Origin of the sequence: Nocardioides lacusdianchii (assembly GCF_020102855.1) — a bacterium.
Lineage (GTDB): Bacteria > Actinomycetota > Actinomycetes > Propionibacteriales > Nocardioidaceae > Nocardioides > Nocardioides lacusdianchii.
Genome location: NZ_JADHZD010000004.1, coordinates 100,370 through 123,317, shown reverse-complemented (window position 1 = coordinate 123,317; position 22,948 = coordinate 100,370). Strand labels below are relative to the sequence as shown.

Here is a 22,948-nt window from a genome sequence, read left to right as displayed (position 1 = left end):
AAATGAGTTCGTAACAATGAGCACAGCCCAGGTGGTCGTCCTGGCCGGCCCCAGCGGCGCCGGGAAGTCCCGGCTCGCCGAACGGCTCGGACTGCCGGTCCTGCGGCTCGACGACTTCTACAAGGACGGCGACGACCCGACCCTGCCGCGCATCGACCACGGCGCCAACGCGGGCCTCGTCGACTGGGACCACCCCGACTCCTGGCACCAGTCCGACGCGATGGCCGCGCTGCGCGAGCTCTGCGCCACCGGGCGCAGCGAGGTGCCGATCTACGAGATCGCGCAGAACGGCCGCTGCGGGTCGCGCGCCGTCGACCTGCACGGCAGCACGCGCTTCGTCGCCGAGGGCATCTTCGCCCCCGACGTCGTGGCCGCGTGCCGCGAGGAGGGCCTGCTGGCGGCGGCCTACTGCATCACCCAGCACCCCCTCGTCACCTTCTGGCGCCGGCTGAGCCGCGACCTGCGCGAGCACCGCAAGCCGCCGCTGGTGCTCGTGCGCCGCGGCTACGCCCTCGCCCGCGACCAGCGCCGCGTGGTCGCTCACGCCCTCCGCCAGGGCTGCCGGCGCGCCACCGGCGACCAGGCGTACGCCGAGCTGACCGCGAACGTCCAGGCGTCCTCCGGCTCCCGGTCCGACTCCCGCTTCGACGCCGGGTCCGCGTGAGGCTCCAACAGCCCGACCGCCGCTCCTGCGGTGCCGCGGCCCTGGTGATGGCACGCCGGCTGGCGCTGCCCCGCTACGCCGGGCTCGTCGGCGACCAGGCGAGCTTCGCCCACGAGGTGAGCACCCTGCACCGCCGGCTCACCTCCCTGTCCGACACTGCGGGCGGCTGGCAGGTGCCGTGGCCCCGCGCGCTCGGCACCCCGCCGTGGGCGGTCGCGCGCGAGCTCGGCCTGCTCACCGGGGTGCCCTACGCGACCCGGTCCGTACGCGTGGGGCGACGCGTGTGGCCGCACCTGGCCGCCGCGACCCCGCTGCGGCCGGTCGCCGTCTACGTCGGCGACCAGTGGCTGCCGCGCCACGTCGTGCTGGTGACCGGAGCCGGGGCGGACGGCGCCTCGACCTACGAGCCCGCGTCCGGTCTCGTCACGCCGGTGGCGTCCGGACGCTGGGAGCGCGGCGACCTCGCGCTCGCCGGCTGGGACCGGCCGTGGCTGGTCGTCAGCCCGCGATGAGGGCTGCGTAGCCCGGCTTCACGACCTCGTCGATGATCTTCAGTCGCTCGTCGAAGGGCAGGAAGGACGACTTCATCGCGTTGATGGTGAACCACCGCAGGTCCTCCAGCGTGTAGCCGAAGGCCTCGACCAGGCCGAACATCTCCTTCGTCATCGACGTCTGGCTCATCAGACGGTTGTCGGTGTTGACCGTCACGCGGAAGCGGAGGTCGGTGAGCAGCCCGATCGGGTGCTCGGCGAAGGAGGAGGCGGCGCCGGTCTGGATGTTGGAGCTCGGGCACATCTCCAGCGGGATCCGCTTGTCGCGGACGTAGGCCGCGAGCCGGCCCAGCTCGACCGAGCCGTCGTCGGCGACGGTGATGTCGTCGGCGATCCGTACGCCGTGGCCGAGCCGGTCGGCGCCGCACCACTGGATCGCCTCCCAGATCGACGGCAGCCCGAAGGCCTCGCCGGCGTGGATGGTGAAGTGCGCGTTCTCGCGCTGGAGGTACTCGAAGGCGTCGAGGTGGCGGGTGGGCGGGAAGCCCGCCTCCGCGCCCGCGATGTCGAAGCCCGCGACCCCGCGGTCGCGCCAGGAGATCGCGAGCTCGGCGATCTCCATCGAGCGAGCCTGGTGGCGCATCGCGGTCAGCAGCTGGCGTACGACGATCCTGCCGCCCGCGGCGGCCATGCCGGCGTCGAAGCCCTCCTGCACGGCGGCGACGACCTCGTCGAGCGTCATGCCGTTGGCGACGTGCTGCTCGGGCGCGTAGCGCACCTCGGCGTAGACGACGCCGTCGGCGGCGAGGTCCTCGACGCACTCGCGGGCGACGCGGGCGATGGCCGGGCCGTTCTGCATGACCGCGACGGTGTGGTCGAAGGTCTCGAGGTAGCGCACCAGCGAGCCCGAGTCGGCCGACTCCGCGAACCACTGCCCCAGCGACTCCGCGTCGGGGGCCGGCAGCTCGTGGCCGATCTCCGCGGCGAGCTCCACGATGGTCTGTGGACGCAGCCCACCGTCGAGGTGGTCGTGCAGCAGCACCTTGGGCGCGGCGTGGACCTGCTCGCGGGTCGGGCTGGTGGAGGTCGGGGTCTCGGTCACGTCGTTCACGTGCCCATCCAACCAGTCGCCCGGCAGCGTCCTAGGGTGAGGCCATGCGCACCTTCACCACGCTCGACGACGTCGCCGCCGCCGCAGGCTCCGAGATCGGGACCAGCGAGTGGCTCGCGGTCGACCAGGCCCGCATCGACGCCTTCGCCGACGCCACCCTCGACCACCAGTGGATCCACGTGGACGCCGAGGCAGCCGCAGCCGGCCCCTTCGGGACCACGATCGCCCACGGCTTCCTCACCCTGAGCCTGCTCCCCCACTTCGCCTCGCAGGTCTTCAGCCTCGAGACGCCCGGGGCGCGGCTCAACTACGGCCTGGAGAAGGTGCGCTTCCCCGCACCGGTGCCGGTCGACAGCCGGCTTCGTTCGCACGTGCGCTTCGGCGAGGTGCGCGACCTGCCCGCGGGCAAGCAGCTCATCGTCGAGCACACGGTCGAGATCGAGGGCCAGGACAAGCCCGCCTGCGTTGCCCAGCACGTGGTGCTGCTCCTCGCCTGAGGGCGCCGCTGGTCGTCGCTGCTCGTCGCGATCCCCGGGTACCCGGGGAAACTGGAGCCTCCACCCCGAAGTTTCGGGGGTGAGGCTCCAGCTTGGGTCGTGAGGCTCAGCTGATCCGGTCGAGCACGATCGGACCGGCGGCGAAGCCGGCACCGTCGCCGATGTCGTAGCCGCCCTCGAGCGAGGCGAGGGCGCGGTCGAAGCGCTCGGGCTCGTCGGTGAGCAGCGTGAAGAGCGGCTGGCCCTCGGTGACCTCGTCGCCGGGGCGTGCGTGCCAGACGACGCCGGCACCGGCCTGCACCGGGTCCTCCTTGCGGGCGCGGCCGGCGCCGAGACGCCACGCGGCCAGCCCGACCGCCATCGCGTCGAGGCGGGTGAGGGTGCCCGTCGCGGGGGCGTTGATCACGTGGCTCTCACGAGCCACCGGGAGCGCGGCGTCGGGGTCACCGCCCTGGGCGCGGACCATCGAGTTCCAGGCGTCCATCGCGGAGCCGTCGGCCAGCTTGTCGGCCGGGTCGACGTCGTCGCGCCCGGCACCGGCGAGCATCTCGCGGGCCAGGGCGAGCGTCAGCTCGACGACGTCGGCGGGACCGCCACCGGCCAGCACGTCGACCGACTCCTGCACCTCCACGGCGTTGCCGGCGGTCAGGCCGAGCGGGGTGGCCATGTCGGTGAGGAGGGCGACGGTGTGCACGCCGGCGTCGGTGCCGAGCGCCACCATCGTCTCGGCGAGCTCGCGCGCGGTCGTGAGGTCCTTCATGAAGGCGCCGCTGCCGACCTTGACGTCGAGCACCAGCGCGCCGGTGCCCTCGGCGATCTTCTTGCTCATGATCGAGCTCGCGATGAGCGGGATCGCCTCGACGGTGCCGGTCACGTCGCGCAGGGCGTAGAGCTTCTTGTCGGCCGGGGCCAGGCCGTCACCGGCCGCGCAGATGACCGCGCCGACGTCCTCGAGGATCGAGAACATCTCGTCGTTGCTCAGCGCGGCGCGCCAGCCGGGGATGGACTCGAGCTTGTCGAGCGTGCCGCCGGTGTGGCCCAGCCCGCGGCCGGACAGCTGGGGCACGGCCACGCCGCAGGCCGCCACGAGCGGGGCCAGCGGGAGCGTGATCTTGTCGCCGACGCCACCGGTGGAGTGCTTGTCGGCGGTCGGGCGCGAGAGCGTGGAGAAGTCCATCCGCTCCCCCGACGCGATCATCGCGGCGGTCCAGCGCGCGATCTCGGTGCGGTTCATCCCGTTGAGGAGGATCGCCATCGCGAGCGCCGACATCTGCTCGTCTGCGACCTCGCCGCGGGTGTAGGCGTCGATGACCCAGTCGATCTGGCTGTCGCTGAGCTCGTGCTTGTCGCGCTTGGCGAGGATCACCTCGACGGCGTCGTGTGCGGGCATCAGCGGCTTCCTTCGTTCTTGGTGAGGTCGTCGGGACCGAAGGCGTCGGGGAGCACCTCGGACATGGGCTTCACCCCCGAGACGGTCCAGACCAGCAGGTCCGGCCCACCGTGCTCGAAGAGCAGCTGGCGGCAGCGTCCGCAGGGCATGATCACCTCGCCCGCACCGTCGACGCACACGAAGTGCGTCAGCCGACCGCCGCCGGTGGCGTGGAGCTGGGACACGAGTCCGCACTCCGCGCACAGCACGACGCCGTACGCCGCGTTCTCCACGTTGCAGCCCACCACGCGCCTGCCGTCGTCGGCCAGCGCGGCGGCGCCCACGGGGTAACGGGAGTAGGGCGCGTAGGCGCGTCCCATCACCTCGACGGCGGCAGCCTTCAGCTCGTCCCAGTCCTTCTGATCCACGCGGCCACTATGACCTATGGGGGCGCCAGCGGGTTTTGGCAGGTTCTGCCGAAAGAGGCTGGCGACGTTTTATGTCTCAACCTGATACCAGAAGTAGCGATCCGCGTGACGCGTGGCACAGGGGCAGGCATCATTCCCCCGGAAAGCTGACCCCATCCCGGGGTGCACGAACTTGGAGGCATTTGTGAAGAAGTCGAGGAAGGTCGTCTCGAGCGGTCTCGTGGCGCTGCTCGCGGCCGCGACCCTTGCTGCGTGCGGCGACGCGCCCGAGGAAGACACCACTGACAGCGGGAGCGAGGCCGCTGCGAGCGACTTCCAGCCGTGCATCGTCTCCGACGCCGGCGGTTTCGACGACAAGTCGTTCAACCAGCTCGGCTTCGAGGGCGCCACCCAGGCCGCCGAGGAGCTCGGCGTGGAGCTGATCCCCGTCGAGTCCAACAGCGAGAACGACTTCGGTCCGAACCTCGAGAGCCTGGTCGGCCAGGGCTGCGACGTCATCGTGACCGTCGGCTTCGCCCTCGCCTCGGCGACCAAGGAGTCGGCTGCCGCCAACCCCGACATCGAGTACGTCCTCATCGACGACTCGGCCGACGGCGGCGACGACGGCGCGACCTTCGACGGTCAGGCCGACGTGGAGAACATCAAGCCGCTGCTCTACAACACCGCCGAGGCTGCGTTCCTCGCCGGCTACGCCGCTGCGGACTACACCAAGACCGGCAAGGTCGGCACCTACGGCGGCATGCCCTTCCCGACCGTGACGATCTTCATGGACGGCTTCAAGCAGGGCGCCGAGTACTACGCCGAGGAGAACGGCAAGGACGTCGAGGTCGTCGGTTGGGACGGCGAGAACGGCTCCTTCACCGGTGGCTTCGAGGCCAACGAGGCCGCGACCAGCACCGCCAAGCAGATCCTCGACCAGGACGTCGACGTGATCCTTCCCGTCGGTGGCCCGATCTACCAGGGCGCGATCACCGCGATCCAGGACTCGGGCGACGACATCGCGATGATCGGCGTGGACGCCGACCTCTACGAGACCGACCCCACCACGCAGGACTACGTCATGACCTCGATCCTCAAGGGCATGAAGGTCTCGACCTACGAGGCCGTCCTGGCCGCGGGCAACGACGAGTTCGACTTCGAGCCCTACATCGGCACCCTCGAGAACGACGGGGTCGGCATCGCGCCGTTCCACAACTTCGAGGACAAGGTCGACGGCGGCCTGGCCGACAAGCTCGACGAGGTGAAGGCCGGCATCATCGACGGCTCGATCACGGTCGAGTCCTACCTGGGCTGAGGCACCAGCACGCTGCACCACGCTCCACCACGCGGGGGAGGTCGACGTTCGTCGGCCTCCCCCTCGTGTGCCGGTGGCCAGTTGCCAGAACGGTCCCCCGACCTTTGGCACATCTCGGGGCAGTGCCTCCGGATCCCCCACGGTTACCCTTCCCGCGCGCTCCCGCGCGGCCGTACGCGACCGCCCCACCAGGCAGGCCGTACCACGACCCCGGTCCAGACCTGCGGACCCTTGCGACCCCTAGGATGCGATGCCATGAGACTCGTCCTGCGAGGCATCACCAAACGCTTCGGCAGCGTGGTGGCCAACGACTCGATCTCCCTGTCGGTCGAGCCCGGAGAGATCCACTGCCTGCTCGGTGAGAACGGCGCAGGGAAGTCGACCCTGATGAACGTGCTCTACGGCCTCTACAAGGCCGACGAGGGCGAGATCGAGCTCGACGGCGAGGTCCAGCACTTCACCGGACCCGGCGACGCGATGGCCGCCGGCATCGGCATGGTCCACCAGCACTTCATGCTCATCCCCGTCTTCTCCGTCGCCGAGAACGTGATGCTCGGCAACGAGACCACCGGCTTCGCCGGCACCCTCGACCTCGACGCCTCCCGCGCGCGCGTCACCGAGATCTCCGACCGCTTCGGCTTCCACGTCGACCCCGACGCGCTCGTCGAGGACCTCCCGGTCGGCGTGCAGCAGCGCGTGGAGATCATCAAGGCCCTGTCCCGCGACGCCGAGCTCCTCGTCTTCGACGAGCCCACCGCGGTGCTCACCCCGCAGGAGACCGACGAGCTGATGGAGATCATGCGCCAGCTCAAGGAGGCCGGCAAGGCGATCGTCTTCATCACCCACAAGCTCCGCGAGGTCCGCGCCGTCGCCGACCGGATCACGGTGATCCGCCTCGGCAAGGTGGTCGGTGAGGCCGAGCCCACCGCCAGCAACGCCGAGCTGGCCTCGATGATGGTTGGTCGTCCGGTCGAGCTGACCGTGCACAAGGACGCCCCGACCCTCGGTGCCGACGCCCTCGTCGTGAAGGACCTGCGCGTCACCGACCTGGCCGGGCACCGTCAGGTCGACGGCCTCAGCTTCACGATCCGCGCGGGCGAGGTCCTCTGCGTGGCCGGCGTCCAGGGCAACGGGCAGACCGAGCTCACCGAGGCCCTGCTCGGCCTCCAGGACGACGTCAGCGGGTCGATCACCCTCGACGGCGAGGAGCTGGTCGGGCGCTCGACGCGCAGGATCCTCGACGCCGGCGTCGGCTTCATCCCCGAGGACCGCCAGGTCGACGGTCTGGTGCCCAACTTCACCATCGCCGAGAACCTCATGCTCAACCGCAGCTTCAAGTCGCCGTTCGTCAAGAACGGCTCCCTGCGCCTGGGCGCGCTGCGCGAGTTCGCGCAGAAGAAGCTCAAGGAGTACGACGTCCGGGCCCGCGACATCGACTCGCTGGCCGCCAACCTCTCCGGCGGCAACCAGCAGAAGGTCGTCGTTGCCCGGGAGCTCTCGCGCGAGCTGCGCCTGCTCGTCGCGGCCCAGCCCACCCGCGGCGTCGACGTCGGCTCGATCGAGTTCATCCACAAGCAGATCGTCGCCACGCGCGACAGCGGCATCCCCGTCCTGGTGGTCTCCACCGAGCTCGACGAGGTGGTCGCGCTCGCCGACCGCATCATGGTGCTCTACCGCGGCAGGGTCGTCGGCATCGTGCCGGCCGACACGCCCCGCGAGACCCTCGGCCTGATGATGACCGGCGAACGCCCGAAGGACCTGAAGGACGTGGCCTCGTGAACGACACCGACAAGCCCCAGCCGGACCCCCAGCCGGACCGGCCGGAGGACTCCGCCGGTCAGACCCTGACCGAGCCCGCCACCGAGGACCGCCAGCAGGAGGAGCGCTCGCGCTCGGTCCTGCGCGAGATCGTCTCCGGCGACGCCATGGCCGGCGTGCTCGCGGTGTTCCTCGCCGTGTTCGTCGGCTCGGTGATGATCGCCGCGACCGACGAGGGCGTCCGCGAGACCGCCAGCTACATCACGGCCCGCCCCTCGGACTTCTTCACCGCCCTGTGGGACGCCATCTCCGGCGCCTACAGCGCGATGTTCCGCGGCTCGGTCTTCAACTACCTCCTCACCGAGCCGGCCCAGCAGTGGCGCCCGCTGACGGAGACCCTGAAGTTCGCCGGCCCGCTCATCCTCGGCGGCCTGGGCGTCGGCCTCGCGTTCCGCGCGTCGCTGTTCAACATCGGTGGTCGTGGCCAGATGCTCGTCGCCGGCGGCGCTGCCGGCTACGTCGGCTTCCAGTTCGACCTGCCGACGGTCGTGCACCTCCCGCTCGCGCTCATCGTCGCCATGGTCGCCGGTGCGCTCTGGGGCGGGATCGCCGGCCTGCTGAAGGCCCGCACCGGCGCGCACGAGGTGATCGTCACGATCATGCTCAACTACGTCGCCTACTACCTGCTCTTCTACGCCCTCACCAAGGAGTGGCTCCTCAAGACGCCCGGCTCGGTCAACCCGAAGTCGCCGCCGATGAAGGAGACCGCCATCCTGCCGAAGGTGCTGGGCGACCAGTTCAACCTGCACCTCGGCTTCATCATCGCGCTGGTCGCGGTCGGCGTGGCGTGGTGGCTGCTCAACCGCTCCACCCTCGGCTACCGCATCCGCGCGGTCGGCGAGAACCCCCACGCCGCCCGGGCCTCCGGCATCAACGTCGGCATGACCTACACGATCGTGATGATGATCGCGGGCTCGCTGCTCGGCCTGGCCGGCGCCAACCAGGTGCTCGGCACGGTCACCAGCGGCGTCTCGCTCGACCTCGACGCATCCATCGGGTTCGACGCCATCACCGTCGCCCTGCTCGGCCGCTCGAAGCCGCTGGGCATCCTGGCCGCCGGCATCCTGTTCGGCGCCCTCAAGGCCGGCGGCTTCACCATGCAGGCCTCGGAGAACATCTCCGTCGACCTCGTGCTGGTGGTCCAGTCGCTGATCGTCCTCTTCCTCGCCGCACCTCCCCTGGTGCGCGCGATCTTCCGGCTCCCCGCCCAGGAGGCCAAGTGAGCACCGTGACCACCCCCACCCCCGAGAGCGGTGGGCTGGCTCCCGACGCCGCCGTGACCCCCGCCAAGGGCATCGGCGCCAAGAAGCTGCCGATCATCTTCGGCGTGATGACGGCCCTGCTGGCCGTCGTCCTGCTGCGCTCGAGCCACGCCGGTGACACCACCTTCCAGCTGGCGGCCGACACCGACTTCGTGACGCTGCCCGACATCGTCGTGCCGTCGGGTCCCACCGCCTGGGTGATGGTCGTGCTGTGCCTGGCGCTCACCGCCGAGGCCGTACGCCGCATGCTGGCGCACACGCGGCAGCCGGTCTGGGTCCCGATCGCCTTCGCGGTGGCGTGGATGACCGGCTTCCTCAGCTGGGCCGCAGCCGACGAGCGCATCCGCCTCGTCAGCCTCTTCGCCGGCGCCGTGGCGCTCGCCATCCCGCTCGTCTTCGGCGCCCTGGGCGGCGTGCTCGGCGAGCGCGCCGGCGTGGTCAACATCGCGATCGAGGGCCAGCTGCTCTTCGGTGCCTTCGCGGCCGCCGTCACCGCCTCGCTCACCGGTTCCCCGTGGGCCGGGCTTGTCGCCGCGATGGTGGCCGGTGCCCTGATCGCGCTGATCCTGGGGCTGTTCGCGATCACCTACTTCGTGGACCAGGTCATCGTCGGCGTCGTGCTCAACGTGCTCGTCGTCGGCCTGACGAACTTCATGTTCCGCCAGGTCCTGGCCCCCAACTCCGACACCCTGAACTCCCCCGACCGCTTCAGCGCGATGCCGATCCCGATCCTCGGCGACATCCCGCTGATCGGCCCGGTGCTGTTCCGGCAGACCCCGCTGGTCTACGTGCTCTACGTCGTCGTCGCGCTCGTGGCGTACGCCCTCTACCGCACCCGCTGGGGCCTGCGGGTCCGCGCGGTCGGCGAGCACCCGAAGGCCGCCGACACCGTCGGCATCAAGGTCAACCGCACCCGCTACCGCACGATCCTGCTCGCCGGCGCGATCGCGGGCATGGGCGGCGCCTACTTCAGCCTGGTCTCGGTCGCGGGATTCAACCGTGAGATGACCGGCGGTGCGGGCTACATCGCCCTCGCCGCGGTGATCTTCGGCAAGTGGGACCCGATCCGCGCCACCCTGGCCGCGCTGCTCTTCGGCTTCGCGTCCAACCTGCAGGGCGTGCTCTCCGCGATCGGCTCGCCGGTCCCGAGCCAGTTCATGCTGATGCTCCCCTACCTCGTCACCATCTTCGCGGTGGCGGGCCTGGTGGGACGCTCCCGGCCCCCGGCGGCCGACGGAGTCCCCTACCGACAACAGTGACCCGTCGCTGATCGATCGACCAGGAGGGCCCGGTGCACACGCACCGGGCCCTCCTGCTGTCCCACGGACGGTCCGACGTGACGTACGGTCATCGCGACCGGCAACGACCCTGCGGAGGTTCTCGTGGACCAGCTCGATCCGTCCGCCCCGTCGACCCCGACGGGCGGCGAGGAGTCACTGGCTCAGAGCAGCGAGCGCTATGCCTCGATGTTCACCCACCACCCGCACGCGGCCTACAGCGTCGACGTGCGCGGCTACTTCACCGACGCGAACGGCCGCGCGCTCGAGATGACCGGCCTCACCCTCGAGGAGATGCACGAGACCCACTTCTCCGAGGTCATCCACCCGGAGGACAAGCACTTGCTCGAGGGTGCCTTCGGTCGCGCGATGGCAGGAGAGCCCCAGGTCGTCGAGGCACGCGTCCTGCGACCCGACGGTGTGGTCGTGGACATCCGGTGCACCGGCATCCCACTGGTCCTTGCTGGCGAGATCGTCGGCATCCACGGCATCACCGAGGACATCACGGAAGCCAAGCAGCTGCTGCGCGACCTCGAGGAGGCCAACCTCGCCAAGACGCTCTTCCTCGCCACCGTGAGTCACGAGCTCCGTACACCGCTCGCGGCCCTGGTCGGGGCCACCGACCTGCTGATGGCCTCCGACCTCGAGGCCGAGCCTGCGCACTTCTCCCGGCTCATCCACCGCTCCGGGCAGCGGCTGATGCACCTGGTGCACGACCTGCTGGAGTTCTCCGGGCTGGAGGCGCACCAGACCGTCCTGCACCCGCGTCCCTTCGACGTGCGCGAACTGGTCGAGGACGTCGCGGAGTGGGCGGTGCCGTTCGCCGAGAGCCGCGACCTCTCCATCTCGTTCGTGGTCGACGAGGTGGTGCCGCGGACCGCGGTCGGCGACGCGCGCCGGATCACCCAGGTCGTCACCAACCTGGTGCAGAACGCCCTCACCTTCACATCCGCCTGCGGGTCGGTGTGCGTGCGCGTCCGGGCCGGCGCCGCCCACTCGGACGCAGCGGCCGACAGCACCTGGGTCGAGTTCACGGTCGTCGACAACGGCATCGGGATCGCCGAGGAGCACGTCGAGAGCCTCTTCGACCCCTTCACCCAGACCGACCGCTTCACCGCGCGCGAGCAGCGCGGGATCGGGCTCGGGCTGGCGATCTGTCGCGCGCTGGTCGACCTCATGGGCGGCCGGCTGGACGTCTCCTCCGCGCTCGGCGAGGGCAGCACCTTCACGTTCGCCGTGCCGCTCGGTCGCGCCGACGAGCCGGCGAGGGCCTCAGCCGGCGGCTGACAGGGCGGTGACCGCGGCCTCGGCGAGCACCCGCGAGGCGATCGGGGTGGCCGCCTCGTCGATGCGCAGGTTGCCCTGATGGAGGTCGTACGTCGCCCCGCCGGACGTGCGGGTCCCGAGCCGGGCCATCGCGCCCGGCACCGAGTCGAGGAACCAGCCGAAGTCCTCACCGCCCAGGCTCTGCGCGGTGGAGACATGGCCGTGCGGGCCGAGGACGTTCTCGACCCCGATCCCGAGCAGCCGCGTCGACTCCTCGTGGTTGACCACCGGCGGCACGCCGCGCTGGTAGGTCACCTCCGCGGTCACGCTGTAGGGCGCGACGATCGCGGTGATCAGCTGGCGGATGAGGTGCTCGGCGTCGGCCCACGCGACCGCGTCGAGCATCCTGACCGTGCCGGCGACGACACCGCCGTGCGGGATCACGTTGGGCGCCGAGCCCGCGCGCACCATCCCCCAGACCACGCTGACACCGGCGCGCGGATCGAGGCGGCGGCTCAGGATGGCGGGCAGCTCGGTGATCACCTTGCCCAGGGCGAAGGTGAGGTCCTCGGTGAGGTGCGGACGCGAGGTGTGCCCGCCCTTGCCGATCAGCCGGACCGTGAGCGAGTCGGCGGCGCCGGTCAGCGGTCCCTCCCGCAGCCCGATCCGGCCGACGTCCAGGCTCGGGTCGCAGTGGAGGCCGAAGACGTGCGAGACGCCCTCGAGCGCCCCCGACGAGATGAGGTGCAGCGCTCCTCCGGGCATCACCTCCTCGGCCGGCTGGAAGAGCAGCCGCACCCGTCCCGGGAGCAGGCCACGGGTGGCGACCTCCGCCAGGGCCAGTCCGGCGCCGACGAGTCCCGCGGTGTGCACGTCGTGCCCGCAGGCGTGGGCCACGCCGGGGACGGTGCTGCGCCACGGGTCGGAGATCAGGTCGTCGACGGGCAGGGCGTCGAGGTCGGCGCGCAGCGCCACCAGCCGCTCGCCGTGACCGATCTCGGCGATCACTCCGCCGCCCTCGGGGCGGGTGATGTCCCACCCGGCTCCCTCGAGCGCGGTGACCACGGCGTCGGACGTGCGGTGCTCCTCCCAGCTGAGCTCGGGGTGGGCGTGCAGGTCACGCCGGAGGGCGACGAGGTCGTCGGCGTACTTGTCGACGATCTCGGCGATCACGGCGGTGGTGACGGACGAGGCGGAGGGTGTGTCAGGCATAACCCTCGCAGTCTAGTTCGCGTCCCCGTCGTAGGCGGCGAGAAGCCGGTCCGCGGCCAGCGGGGCGGGCAGCTCGCCCGCCAGCACCGCACGGCGTACGTCGTCGCGCACCGCCGCCACGCCCGGCGAGGTCCGCAGCCGCTGGGCGAGCTCGTCGCGCACGAGCGCCCAGGTGAAGTCGAGCTGCTGCCCGGCGCGCTTGTGGGCCAGGCCGTCGGCGCCGAGGTGGGCGCGGTGCTCCCCCACGCGCTGCCAGACGTCGTCGACGCCGGCGCCGGTGAGCGCGGAGCAGGTGACGACCGGCGGGGCCCACTCCGCGTGGCCGCGCACGAGGCGGAGCGCCCCGGCGAGCTCGCGGGCCGCGACGCGGGCGTCGGCCTGGTGGGGTCCGTCGGCCTTGTTGACCGCGACGACGTCGGCGATCTCGAGAATGCCCTTCTTGATGCCCTGCAGCTGGTCGCCGGTGCGCGCGATGGTGAGGAAGCAGAACGTGTCGACCATCCCGGCGACGGTGACCTCCGACTGGCCGACCCCGACGGTCTCCACGAGGACCACGTCGTGGCCGGCGGCCTCCAGCACCAGCATCGCCTGGGTGGTCGCCCGGGCCACGCCACCGAGCGTCCCGGCCGTGGGCGAGGGACGGATGAAGGCGTTGGGGTCGACGGCGAGCGACGCCATCCGCGTCTTGTCGCCCAGCACGGACCCGCCCGTGCGCACCGACGACGGGTCGACGGCGAGCACGCCGACGCGGTGCCCGGCAGCGGTCAGCCGCGTGCCGAGGGCCTCGATGAAGGTCGACTTGCCCACCCCGGGCACCCCGGAGATGCCCACGCGGGTCGCCGGCGGGAGGTCGGTGTCGGCGAGCGCCGTCAGCAGCTCGCGCGCCGCCGTGCGGTGCTCGGTGCGCGACGACTCCACCAGCGTGATGGCGCGCGAGACGTCGGCACGACGCCCGGCGCGGACCCCCTCCACCAGTGCGGCGACGTCCACGGGACGAGCCATCAGGCGGTCTGCTCCCGCAGGCGTGCGATGAGGTCGAGCGCGGACTCCGCGATCACCGTGCCGGGCAGGAACACCGCGGCCGCACCCATCTCCCGGAGCGTCTCGACGTCGTCGGGCGGGATCACGCCACCGATGACGATCATGATGTCCGGGCGCCCCTGGTCGGCCAGCGCCTGCTTGAGCGCCGGCAGCAGGGTCAGGTGTCCCGCGGCCAGCGAGGAGACGCCGACGATGTGCACGTCGGCGTCGATCGCCTGCTGGGCGACCTCCTCGGGCGTGGAGAACAGCGGGCCCACGTCGACGTCGAAGCCGAGGTCGGCGAAGGCGGTGACGACGACCTTCTGACCGCGGTCGTGGCCGTCCTGGCCCATCTTGGCCACGAGGATGCGGGGGCGACGCCCCTCCTCGGCCTCGAACTCCTCGGTCGCGGCGAGGACCTCGGCGACCTTGCCGCCGGCCGCGCCGTCGGACTTGGCTGCCTCGTCGCGGTACACGCCGCTGATCGTACGGATCACGGCCTGGTGGCGGCCGTAGACCTTCTCCAGCGCGTCGGAGATCTCCCCGACGGTGGCCTTGGCGCGGGCCGCGTCGACGGCCAGCGCGAGGAGGTTGCCCTCGAGGGAGCCGCCGCCGACCGGGCCGCGCTCGGCCGAGGCGGTCAGCGCGTCCAGCGAGCGGCGTACGGCGTCGTCGTCGCGCTCGGCGCGGAGTCGCTCGAGCTTGGCGACCTGCTGGCGGTAGACGTCGTCGTTGTCGACCCGCAGGACGTCGAGCTTGTCCTCGACCGGGAGGCGGAACGTGTTGACGCCGATGACCTTCTGCGCGCCCGAGTCGATGCGCGCCTGGGTGCGGGCTGCCGCCTCCTCGATGCGCATCTTGGGGATGCCCTGCTCGATCGCGGCTGCCATGCCGCCGGCGCGCTCGGCCTCGAGGATGTGGGCCCAGGCCCGCTCGGCGAGGTCGTGGGTCAGCTTCTCGACGTAGTAGGAGCCGGCCCACGGGTCGATGACCTGGGTGGTGCCGCTCTCCTGCTGCAGCAGCAGCTGGGTGTTGCGGGCGATGCGGGCCGAGAAGTCCGTCGGCAGCGCGATCGCCTCGTCGAGGGCGTTGGTGTGCAGCGACTGGGTGTGGCCCTGCGTGGAGGCCATCGCCTCGATGCAGGTGCGCCCGACGTTGTTGAAGACGTCCTGCGCGGTGAGCGACCAGCCCGAGGTCTGGCTGTGGGTGCGCAACGAGCGCGACTTGGGGTTCTGCGGGTCGAAGTCGTCGACCAGCCGCGCCCACAGCGCCCGGGCCGCACGCATCTTGGCGACCTCCATGAAGAAGTTCATCCCGATGGCCCAGAAGAAGCTCAGGCGCGGGGCGAACTGGTCGATCGTCATGCCGGTGCCGAGGCCGGCACGGATGTACTCCACGCCGTCGGCCAGCGTGTAGGCCAGCTCGAGGTCGGCCGTCGCCCCGGCCTCCTGGATGTGGTAGCCGGAGATGGAGATGGAGTTGAAGCGCGGCATCTTCTGGCTGGTGAAGGCGAAGATGTCGCTGATGATCCGCATGCTCGGCGCGGGCGGGTAGATGTAGGTGTTGCGGACCATGAACTCCTTGAGGATGTCGTTCTGGATGGTCCCCGCGAGCTGCTCCGGCTTCACCCCCTGCTCCTCGGCCGCGGCGATGTAGAGCGCGAGCACCGGCAGCACCGCGCCGTTCATCGTCATCGACACCGACATCTCGTCGAGCGGGATGCCGTCGAAGAGGGTGCGGGTGTCGTAGATCGAGTCGATCGCCACGCCCGCCATGCCGACATCTCCGCGCACCCGTGGATGGTCGGAGTCGTAGCCGCGGTGGGTCGCGAGGTCGAAGGCGACGCTCAGGCCCTTCTGCCCGGCCGCGAGGTTGCGGCGGTAGAAGGCGTTGGACTCCTCCGCGGTGGAGAAGCCGGCGTACTGCCGGATCGTCCACGGCTGGGTGGTGTACATCGTCGGGTAGGGCCCGCGCAGGAACGGCGCGATGCCCGGCCAGGTGTCGAGGCCGTCGAGGCCCTCGAGGTGCTCGGGGCCGTAGACCGGGAGGATGTCGATGCCCTCCGGGCTCGTCCACGCCTCGCCCGCGCCCCGGGTCTCGGTGGTTGAGGTGCGAGCGGAGCGAGCCTCGAGACCCAGACCCACCTCGGCAAAGTTCTCGGGAATGCTCATCGGCTGAGCTCCTCTCGGATCCGGCCGAGGAAGCCGAGCGCATCGACCCCCATGGCACACGAGTCATCGACGTCGGTGACGGTCTTCTCCCCCGGCTTCCCGGCCAGCACGACGTACGCCGCACCCGCCGCACGGAGGGCGGCGACGAGGTCGGCACCCCACTCGGCGTACGCCGCGTCGGTGCCGGCCAGGCACACGACGCGCTGGCCGGACCAGGCCGCCGTGACTGCCTCGACGCCGTCGGTCGGGCCCGCCGCCTCGACGGCGACCCCGCCGGCGGCGAACAGGTTGGTGGCGAAGGTGGCGCGCGCGGTGTGGGCGGCGATCGGGCCCATCGTGGCGAGGAAGACCTTCTCCGTGGCGGGCTCGGCCCGCATGTCCTCGTAGGCCCAGCCGTAGTGGCGCACGCCGCCACGGCCCCACGGGGCGCGCTCGGGCAGGACCTCGGCGAGGTTCGGGAACTCCGAGACGCCGGTCAGCGGGCGCGAGCGGTCGGCGATGCCGGCGTCCCGGGCGGCCGCGACGGCGCGCACCCGCTCCTTGACGCCCGTCGCTGCCTGCTCGCCGAACCCGCCGTCCGCCTCGATCCGGCCGAGCTCGGCCCAGCCGGCGACGGCGAGGTCGTCGGTCAGCTTCTCGACGGCGTACGACCCACCGGCGGGGTCGGACACCGCGGCGACGTGGGCCTCCTCGATGAGCAGCGAGGAGGTGTTGCGGGCGATCCGCCGGCCGAGGGCGTCGGGCTGCCCCAGCCGCTCGTCGAAGGGGATCACGCTGATCGCGTCCGCGCCCCCGACGCCGGCCGCGAAGGCGGCGATGGTGCCGCGGAGCATGTTCACCCACGGGTCCTGCTTCGTCATCATGGCGCGGCTGGTGACGACGTGCTGGCGCTGCGCGACGTCATCGGCACCGCTCGCCTCGAGCACCCGCGCCCACAGCCGTCGGGCCGCGCGCAGCTTGGCGATCGTGGGGAACTGCTCGTCGGTCGCGGCGTAGCGGAACTCGATGAGTCCGGCCGCCTCGTCCACGGTGAACCCCGCCTCGACCAGGATCCGCAGGTAGTGGACGCCGACGGCCATCGTCCAGCCGAGCTCCTGGGCGTCGCTGGCCCCGCGGTCGTGGAGCGCCGTGCCGTCGACGACGGCGCCGAGCACGCCGAGCGCCTGTGCCCGGCGGACGGTGTCGACGAAGGAGTCGAAGGGCGTACGCCCGTCGTCGGCGACCCGGTGGCCGAACATCTCGGCGGTGGCCGGGTCGGCGGAGAGGTTGCTGCCGGGGTGGGGGTCGTTCGCGGTGTCCTCGAGCAGCCGGGCGAGCGCCTCGGACTGCCCGGCATCGGGTCGCTCGAGGGTGACCGGGGCGAGGTCGAGCAGCACGCCGCGCAGCGCGCGGGACAGGTCGACGGAGCGGGACAGGTCGAGGTGCAGCGAGGTGGCGCCGTTGTCGAGGTCGACCAGGGCCGCCTCGTTGACGGCCGCCGCGTCGTCGCCGACCAGGGGCGTACGGATGTCCCAGGCGCCGGCGCGCGTGGGGCGGCCCTCGGTGCGGAGGTCGTCGAGGTCGGACGGCTGCCCGATCGGCGGCACGTCGATCCCGTCCAGCGTGGTCCGCGTCAGCACCGACCAGACCTCGGAGTCGGGCGCGTCGTCGCGCAGGCGCCGGGCCTTGCGCAGCACCGCGGCGGTCGCCGCCTCCCAGGCTGCGGGGCCGTAGGTGTCGCCCTCGCCCACCAGCCGGAGCGAGCCCTCCTCGGGCTGCAGCTCCTCGGGCTCGTCCAGTCCACCGTCGAGGTCGCTCATGAGTCGCAGGATAGGGCGAGCGTCACATCCGTGGCACGGGTGAGACCTATGGGATAGGTCTCACGGACGGTTCCAGCCCCCACGACGCGAGCACGGGCAGCGCGGCCGCGGTGGGCGAACCGGGCTGGGCGGTGTAGACGATGAGCCGCTGCTCGGGGTCGTGGGGTGACACCAGCGCCTCGATGCCGAAGGCCAGCCTCCCCACGACGGGGTGCGCGATCTGCTTGTCCACCGAGGTGCGGTCGGTGACCCCGTGGTCGTCCCACCAGCGGGCCACGTCGGGGTCGGCCGTGCGGAGCTCGTCGACCAGTCCCTGCAGGCGACGGTCGGTCGGATGCCGACCGACCTCGTAGCGCAGCGCGCCCACGGCAGCAGCGGCGTAGTCGGACCAGTTCTCGATGCGTCCTCTCGCGCGAGCGTCGAGGAAGAGCCACCGCACGAGGACCTCGCCGGTGTCGACCTCGGCGCCGAGCACGGCGCGCAGCAGCGCGTTGCACCCCAGCACCTCGGACCGGCGTCCGAGCAGCAGGACGGGGACGTGGTCGAGGGTGGTCATCACGCGCAGGAGTCCCGGGTCGGCGCGCTGGGCGACCTCCCACGTCGCCGCAGTGCGGCGCTGTGGAGCGGCGAGGTCGCGCAGGTGAGCGCGTTCGACGTCGTCGAGGCGCAGCGCCCGGGCGAGTGCCTCGACGACGTCGTCGGTCACCGTGTGCTGGCGGCCCTGCTCGAGGCGGCTGTAGTGGTCCGGACTGAGCCCCGCCAGCACGGCGAGCTCCTCCTTGCGCAGACCCGGCACCCGGCGCGGACCCGGGAACGGGGTGATCCCTGCCTGGGCGGGGGTCAGCCGGTCGCGGCGGGACCGCAGGAATGCTCCCAGCGCGGATCGGTCGGCAGGCACATCGCAAGCCTACGGAGGCGTACGCCGTCGTGCGTGGTCACGCCGTGCCCCGGCAGGGCCTGCACTGGTGCGCGCGTGGCCGAGCGGGTGCACTCGTCCCATGAGCACCCCACCCACCACGTCCCTCGCCGGCCGCACCGCCGTCGTCACCGGATCCACCAGCGGCATCGGCGCCGCCACCGCCCACCACCTCACCGCCCGCGGCGCCCGGGTCGTCGTCACCGGCCGTGACGCCGCGCGCGGGGCCGAGGTGGTCGATGCGATCACCGCCTCCGGCGGCGCTGCCGTCTTCGTCGCAGGCGACCTCACCGCGCCCCCTGCCGCCCTCCGGGACCTGGCTGCCGCGTGGACCTCCGCGCTCGACGGTCGGATCGACGTCCTGGTCCACAACGCCGCGGTCTGCCCGGCCGTCGACACGGTCTCGCTGAGCGACGAGGACCTCGAGGCGACCCTGGCCGTCAACGTCCGCGCGCCACAGGTCCTCACTGCCGCGATCGCGCCGGCGATGGCCTCGCACGGTGCGGGGGCCATCGTCGTGGTGGGGTCGTGGATGGCCGGGGTCGGCCACCCCTTCGTCGGGTTCTACTCAGCCACCAAGGCGGCCGAGGCGCAGCTGGCGCGCAGCTGGGCCGCCGAGTTCGGCCCGCGGGGCGTACGCGTCAACACCGTGGCGCCCGGCGCGACGCGTACGCCGATCAACGCCGGGGACGACGACGTCATCGCCCGGATGACCGCGAGCACCCCCGCGGGCCGGCCCGGGACCCCTGACGAGGTCGCGGCCGCCATCGCCTGGCTGGTCTCCGACGAGGCGGCCTACGTCCACGGCGCCGTGATCCCCGTCGACGGTGGCATCACCGCGACGCGACCGGTGTAGCCGCCGGCGCCTCAGACCTCGGTGCGGCCCTCGACGTCCTTGTTGCGCAGCCCGATCTTGTTGCCCAGCCAGACCAGCGGGTCGAACTTCCTGTCCACCACGCGCTCCTTCATGGGGATGATCGCGTTGTCGGTGATCTTGATCCCCTCGGGGCAGACCTCGGTGCAGCACTTGGTGATGTTGCACATCCCCAGGCCCGCCGCGCCCTGGGCCAGCTCGCGCCGGTCGTGGGTGTCGAGCGGGTGCATGTCGAGCTCGGCGTAGCGCAGGAAGAAGCGCGGCCCGGCGAACGCCTCCTTGTTGTCCTCGTGGTCGCGCACCACGTGGCACACGTCCTGGCACAGGAAGCACTCGATGCACTTGCGGAACTCCTGGCCGCGCTCGACGTCGACCTGCGCCATCCGGCGCTTGCCGTCGGCGTCGCGGGGACCGAGCTTCGCCGCGGGCAGCTGCTTGGCCTTCTCGTAGTTGAAGGACACGTCGGTCACCAGGTCGCGGATGACCGGGAAGGTGCGCATCGGCGTCACCGTGATGGTCTCGTCCTGCTCGAAGTCCGAGAGCCGGCACATGCACATCAACCGGGGTCGCCCGTTGACCTCGGCGCTGCACGAGCCGCACTTGCCGGCCTTGCAGTTCCACCGCACGGCCAGGTCGCCGGCCTGGGTGGCCTGCACGCGGTGGATCGCGTCGAGCACGACCTCGCCGTCGGACACCTCGACCGGGAAGTCCTGGATCTCCCCGCCGTCGCTGTCGCCGCGCCAGATCCGCAATTTCAAGGTGTAGCTCATGCGAAGTACCCCTTCAGCTCGTCCGGCATCTCCGGCAGCGGCTTCTCGTGCAGCTCCACCCCGGTGCCGGCGGCGTCGAGGGTGACCACGAGGTTCTTGGTGCCCCACGCGGGATCGGGGCCGGGGAAGTCGTCGCGGGTGTGGCCGCCGCGCGACTCCTCCCGGGCGAGCGCGGCCTTGGCGATGCACTCGCTGACGATGAGCATGTTGCGCAGGTCGAGCGCGAGGTGCCAGCCGGGGTTGTACTGCCGGTGGCCCTCGACGACCATCGTCCGCGCCCGCTCCTTGAAGGCCTCGATCTCGCCCAGCGACTCCTCGAGCTCGGTGCGGGTGCGGATGATGCCGACCAGGTCGTTCATCGACTGCTGGAGGTCGGACTGGATGGAGTAGGGGTTCTCCCCACCCTCGACCTCGAAGGGCGCGAGTGCGCTCGCCTGCGCAGCCCTCACGTCGGCCTCGTCGACCTGCGGGCGCGCACCGCGCAGCGAGGCGGCGTACGTCGAGGCGTGCTCGCCGGCGCGCTTGCCGAAGACCAGCAGGTCGCCGAGCGAGTTGCCGCCGAGGCGGTTGGAGCCGTGCATCCCGCCCGAGCACTCGCCGACCGCGTAGAGCCCGGTCACCGCGCTCTCCTGGGTGTCGGCGTCGACCTCGACGCCGCCCATCACGTAGTGGCAGGTGGGGCCGATCTCCATCGGCTCGGCGGTGATGTCGACGTCGGCGAGCTCCTTGAACTGGTGGTACATCGACGGCAGCCGCTTGCGGATGAACTCCGGCGAGCGCCGCGAGGCGATGTCGAGGTAGATCCCGCCGTGCGGTGTGCCGCGGCCGGCCTTGATCTCGGAGTTGATCGCACGGGCCACCTCGTCGCGCGGCAGCAGCTCGGGAGGACGGCGGTTGTTCTTCTTGTCCTCGTACCACGCGTCCGCCTCCTCGACGGTGTCCGCGGTCTCGGCCCGGAAGAACTCGGGGATGTAGTCGAACATGAAGCGCTCGCCCTCGGAGTTCTTCAGGATGCCGCCGTCGCCGCGCACCGACTCGGTGACCAGCAGCCCCTTCACCGAGGGCGGCCACACCATGCCGGTGGGGTGGAACTGCACGAACTCCATGTTGATGAGGCTCGCGCCGGCCCGCATCGCCAGCGCGTGGCCGTCGCCGGTGTACTCCCACGAGTTCGAGGTGACCTTGAAGGACTTGCCGATGCCGCCGGTGGCGAGGATGACGCTGGGCGCGTCGAAGACGATGAAGCGTCCCGACTCGCGCCAGTAGGCGAACGCGCCCGAGACCCGGTCCCCCTCCTTGAAGACGTCGGTGACCGTGCACTCCATGAAGACGTCGATGCCGAGCGACACCGCCCGCTGCTGGAGCGTGCGGATCATCTCCAGGCCGGTGCGGTCGCCGACGTGCGCGAGCCGGGCGTACTTGTGGCCGCCGAAGTCGCGCTGGGAGATCAGCCCGTCCTCGGTGCGGTCGAAGAGCGCACCCCAGTCCTCGAGCTCCTGCACCCGCTCGGGCGCCTCCTGCGCGTGCAGCTGCGCCATCCGCCAGTTGTTCAGCATCTTGCCGCCGCGCATGGTGTCGCGGAAGTGGACCTCCCAGTTGTCCTCCGGCCAGCGGTTACCCATCGCCGCCGCGATGCCGCCCTCGGCCATCACCGTGTGGGCCTTGCCGAGCAGCGACTTGCACACGATCGCCGTACGCGCACCCGCGTCGTGGGCCGCGATCGCCGCGCGCAGCCCCGCCCCGCCCGCACCGACCACCACGACGTCGTACGCGTGGCGCTCCATGCCGCCGCGGGCGTCGCCGGACATCGCGTTGCCGGTCATCGGGTGGCGCCCCTCCGCCGGCCCGTTCGTGTCGCTCATCAGAAGAACCTCAGGTCCTGGATCGTGCCGGTGGCCAGCAGGAAGATGTAGAGGTCGACGAGCGCGACCGAGAAGAGCGAGTACCACGCCCACCTGCCGTGGCTGGTGTTGAGCCGCGAGACCCACGTCCAGAGCCGGTAGCGGACCGGGTGCTGGGAGAAGTGGCGCAGCCGGCCGCCGACGATGTGGCGGCACGAGTGGCACGAGAGCGTGTAGAGCCAGATGAAGACGACGTTGACGATCATCAGCAGCGTGCCCAGGCCCATGTGGATCCCGGAGGTCTCGCCGTCGCCGACGGCGTACTCGGCCGGCATCGGGCGGAAGGCGAGCACCACGTCGAAGGTCAGGACCAGGCCGACCACCACGGCGGCGTACCAGAAGTAGCGGTGCACGTTCTGCAGCACCAGCGGGAGCCGCGTCTCGCCGGAGTAGGCGCCGTGGGGCTCGGCGACCCCGCACGCCGGCGGGCTCAGCCAGAAGGCGCGGTAGTAGGCCTTGCGGTAGTAGTAGCAGGTCATCCGGAAGCCCAGCGGGAAGATCAGGATGATCAGCGCCGCCGACAGCGGCCACCACGCGAACGGCTGGCCGAAGTCGGACGCTCCCTCGACGCAGTCGCCCAGGCACGGCGAGTAGAACGGCGAGAGGTAGGGCGAGGCGTAGTAGTCACGTCCCATGAACGCGCGCACGGTGGCGTAGACGACGAAGGCGGAGAAGACGACGAAGGTCGTCAGCGGCTGCAGCCACCACCGGTCCTGTCGCAGGGTGCGCTCCCCGATGCGGGCGCGGCTCGGGCTGGTGACGCCGTGGTCGGTCGTTGGCATACGTCCTCCAAGGGTCCGGAACGGTG

20 protein-coding genes are annotated in these 22,948 nt (G+C 71.5%); 9 read left to right on the top strand and 11 right to left on the bottom strand.

The features are described 5' to 3' along the window. The first annotated feature begins 16 nt into the window (after positions 1–16). A complete protein-coding gene (locus IRX98_RS07060) occupies positions 17–664 on the top strand; it encodes a nucleoside/nucleotide kinase family protein (protein ID WP_224275166.1) in 648 nt (215 codons plus the stop codon). Beyond that, the gene (locus IRX98_RS07055; protein ID WP_224275164.1) at positions 661–1,176 is read left to right on the top strand and encodes a hypothetical protein; all 516 of its coding nucleotides are present in this window, start codon (positions 661–663) and stop codon (positions 1,174–1,176) included. The genes IRX98_RS07060 and IRX98_RS07055 overlap by 4 nt, the downstream gene beginning before the upstream one ends. On the opposite strand, the gene IRX98_RS07050 is transcribed toward IRX98_RS07055, so the two are convergent. Beyond that, on the bottom strand, positions 1,163–2,257 hold the full coding sequence (locus IRX98_RS07050; protein ID WP_224275750.1) for an adenosine deaminase: 1,095 nt from the start codon (positions 2,255–2,257) through the stop codon (positions 1,163–1,165). The genes IRX98_RS07055 and IRX98_RS07050 overlap by 14 nt on opposite strands. Positions 2,258–2,310: 53 nt before the next feature. Between IRX98_RS07050 and IRX98_RS07045 the strand changes: the two genes are divergently transcribed. Further along, positions 2,311–2,763, top strand: coding sequence for a MaoC family dehydratase (locus IRX98_RS07045; RefSeq protein WP_224275161.1), 453 nt, complete (start codon positions 2,311–2,313; stop codon positions 2,761–2,763). A 106-nt stretch (positions 2,764–2,869) separates the two neighbouring features. Here IRX98_RS07045 and IRX98_RS07040 read toward each other — a convergent pair whose 3' ends face one another. Continuing rightward, on the bottom strand, positions 2,870–4,153 hold the full coding sequence (locus IRX98_RS07040) for a thymidine phosphorylase (protein WP_224275157.1): 1,284 nt from the start codon (positions 4,151–4,153) through the stop codon (positions 2,870–2,872). Further along, on the bottom strand, positions 4,153–4,560 hold the full coding sequence (locus IRX98_RS07035; protein WP_224275155.1) for a cytidine deaminase: 408 nt from the start codon (positions 4,558–4,560) through the stop codon (positions 4,153–4,155). Before IRX98_RS07035 ends, IRX98_RS07040 begins: the two co-directional genes overlap by 1 nt. 184 nt (positions 4,561–4,744) lie before the next feature. Here IRX98_RS07035 and IRX98_RS07030 point away from each other — a divergent pair, with 184 nt between their 5' ends. From IRX98_RS07030 to IRX98_RS07010, 5 genes are all read left to right on the top strand, one after another. Next, the gene (locus tag IRX98_RS07030; protein ID WP_224275153.1) at positions 4,745–5,854 is read left to right on the top strand and encodes a BMP family lipoprotein; all 1,110 of its coding nucleotides are present in this window, start codon (positions 4,745–4,747) and stop codon (positions 5,852–5,854) included. A 255-nt stretch (positions 5,855–6,109) separates the two neighbouring features. Continuing rightward, entirely contained in the window at positions 6,110–7,633 is a 1,524-nt protein-coding gene (locus IRX98_RS07025) for an ABC transporter ATP-binding protein (protein ID WP_224275150.1), read from the top strand. Continuing rightward, positions 7,630–8,895, top strand: a complete 1,266-nt coding sequence (locus tag IRX98_RS07020) for an ABC transporter permease (RefSeq protein ID WP_224275146.1) — start codon at positions 7,630–7,632, stop codon at positions 8,893–8,895. Before IRX98_RS07025 ends, IRX98_RS07020 begins: the two co-directional genes overlap by 4 nt. After that, complete coding sequence (locus tag IRX98_RS07015; protein WP_224275143.1) at positions 8,892–10,193, top strand: ABC transporter permease; 1,302 nt, start codon at positions 8,892–8,894, stop codon at positions 10,191–10,193. The genes IRX98_RS07020 and IRX98_RS07015 overlap by 4 nt, the downstream gene beginning before the upstream one ends. A gap of 123 nt (positions 10,194–10,316) precedes the next feature. Continuing rightward, positions 10,317–11,498, top strand: coding sequence for a sensor histidine kinase (locus IRX98_RS07010; protein WP_224275140.1), 1,182 nt, complete (start codon positions 10,317–10,319; stop codon positions 11,496–11,498). Here IRX98_RS07010 and IRX98_RS07005 read toward each other — a convergent pair. The 5 genes from IRX98_RS07005 to IRX98_RS06985 are packed head-to-tail and all read right to left on the bottom strand — an operon-like array spanning position 11,484 to position 18,577. Continuing rightward, positions 11,484–12,689 (bottom strand): amidohydrolase, encoded by a 1,206-nt coding sequence (locus IRX98_RS07005; RefSeq protein WP_224275137.1) that lies wholly within the window; start codon positions 12,687–12,689, stop codon positions 11,484–11,486. The two genes, IRX98_RS07010 and IRX98_RS07005, sit on opposite strands and share 15 nt — an antisense overlap. A 12-nt stretch (positions 12,690–12,701) precedes the next feature. Further along, on the bottom strand, positions 12,702–13,691 hold the full coding sequence (gene meaB, locus IRX98_RS07000) for a methylmalonyl Co-A mutase-associated GTPase MeaB (protein ID WP_224275135.1): 990 nt from the start codon (positions 13,689–13,691) through the stop codon (positions 12,702–12,704). Further along, positions 13,691–15,880 carry a methylmalonyl-CoA mutase gene (gene scpA, locus IRX98_RS06995; RefSeq protein ID WP_224275132.1) on the bottom strand — a complete coding sequence of 730 codons (2,190 nt, stop codon included), beginning with the start codon at positions 15,878–15,880 and terminating at the stop codon, positions 13,691–13,693. The genes meaB and scpA overlap by 1 nt, the downstream gene beginning before the upstream one ends. Further along, entirely contained in the window at positions 15,877–17,679 is a 1,803-nt protein-coding gene (locus IRX98_RS06990; RefSeq protein ID WP_224275130.1) for a methylmalonyl-CoA mutase family protein, read from the bottom strand. The genes scpA and IRX98_RS06990 overlap by 4 nt, the downstream gene beginning before the upstream one ends. 46 nt (positions 17,680–17,725) lie before the next feature. Continuing rightward, positions 17,726–18,577, bottom strand: a complete 852-nt coding sequence (locus IRX98_RS06985; protein ID WP_224275127.1) for a helix-turn-helix transcriptional regulator — start codon at positions 18,575–18,577, stop codon at positions 17,726–17,728. Positions 18,578–18,677: 100 nt separating this feature from the next. Between IRX98_RS06985 and IRX98_RS06980 the strand changes: the two genes are divergently transcribed. Further along, entirely contained in the window at positions 18,678–19,451 is a 774-nt protein-coding gene (locus tag IRX98_RS06980) for an SDR family NAD(P)-dependent oxidoreductase (protein WP_224275124.1), read from the top strand. Positions 19,452–19,462: 11 nt separating this feature from the next. Here IRX98_RS06980 and IRX98_RS06975 read toward each other — a convergent pair whose 3' ends face one another. From IRX98_RS06975 to sdhC, 3 genes are read right to left on the bottom strand one after another with little or no spacing between them, the layout of a single operon-like run. Beyond that, on the bottom strand, positions 19,463–20,239 hold the full coding sequence (locus IRX98_RS06975) for a succinate dehydrogenase/fumarate reductase iron-sulfur subunit (RefSeq protein ID WP_224275122.1): 777 nt from the start codon (positions 20,237–20,239) through the stop codon (positions 19,463–19,465). Then, complete coding sequence (locus IRX98_RS06970; protein WP_224275120.1) at positions 20,236–22,101, bottom strand: fumarate reductase/succinate dehydrogenase flavoprotein subunit; 1,866 nt, start codon at positions 22,099–22,101, stop codon at positions 20,236–20,238. The genes IRX98_RS06975 and IRX98_RS06970 overlap by 4 nt, the downstream gene beginning before the upstream one ends. After that, complete coding sequence (sdhC, locus tag IRX98_RS06965; protein WP_224275117.1) at positions 22,101–22,922, bottom strand: succinate dehydrogenase subunit SdhC; 822 nt, start codon at positions 22,920–22,922, stop codon at positions 22,101–22,103. The genes IRX98_RS06970 and sdhC overlap by 1 nt, the downstream gene beginning before the upstream one ends. Positions 22,923–22,948: the final 26 nt, after the last annotated feature.

Bases quoted from the DNA above. Each gene is read 5' to 3' on its own strand.
- IRX98_RS06975 (WP_224275122.1), bottom strand. From the start codon at position 20,239: ATGAGCTACACCTTGAAATTGCGGATCTGGCGCGGCGACAGCGACGGC.
- IRX98_RS07060 (WP_224275166.1), top strand. From the start codon at position 17: ATGAGCACAGCCCAGGTGGTCGTCCTGGCCGGCCCCAGCGGCGCCGGG.
- IRX98_RS06980 (WP_224275124.1), top strand. From the start codon at position 18,678: ATGAGCACCCCACCCACCACGTCCCTCGCCGGCCGCACCGCCGTCGTC.
- IRX98_RS06970 (WP_224275120.1), bottom strand. From the start codon at position 22,101: ATGAGCGACACGAACGGGCCGGCGGAGGGGCGCCACCCGATGACCGGC.
- IRX98_RS07005 (WP_224275137.1), bottom strand. From the start codon at position 12,689: ATGCCTGACACACCCTCCGCCTCGTCCGTCACCACCGCCGTGATCGCC.
- IRX98_RS07040 (WP_224275157.1), bottom strand. From the start codon at position 4,153: ATGCCCGCACACGACGCCGTCGAGGTGATCCTCGCCAAGCGCGACAAG.
- scpA (WP_224275132.1), bottom strand. From the start codon at position 15,880: ATGAGCATTCCCGAGAACTTTGCCGAGGTGGGTCTGGGTCTCGAGGCT.
- IRX98_RS07045 (WP_224275161.1), top strand. From the start codon at position 2,311: ATGCGCACCTTCACCACGCTCGACGACGTCGCCGCCGCCGCAGGCTCC.
- meaB (WP_224275135.1), bottom strand. From the start codon at position 13,691: ATGGCTCGTCCCGTGGACGTCGCCGCACTGGTGGAGGGGGTCCGCGCC.
- IRX98_RS07025 (WP_224275150.1), top strand. From the start codon at position 6,110: ATGAGACTCGTCCTGCGAGGCATCACCAAACGCTTCGGCAGCGTGGTG.
- sdhC (WP_224275117.1), bottom strand. From the start codon at position 22,922: ATGCCAACGACCGACCACGGCGTCACCAGCCCGAGCCGCGCCCGCATC.
- IRX98_RS06990 (WP_224275130.1), bottom strand. From the start codon at position 17,679: ATGAGCGACCTCGACGGTGGACTGGACGAGCCCGAGGAGCTGCAGCCC.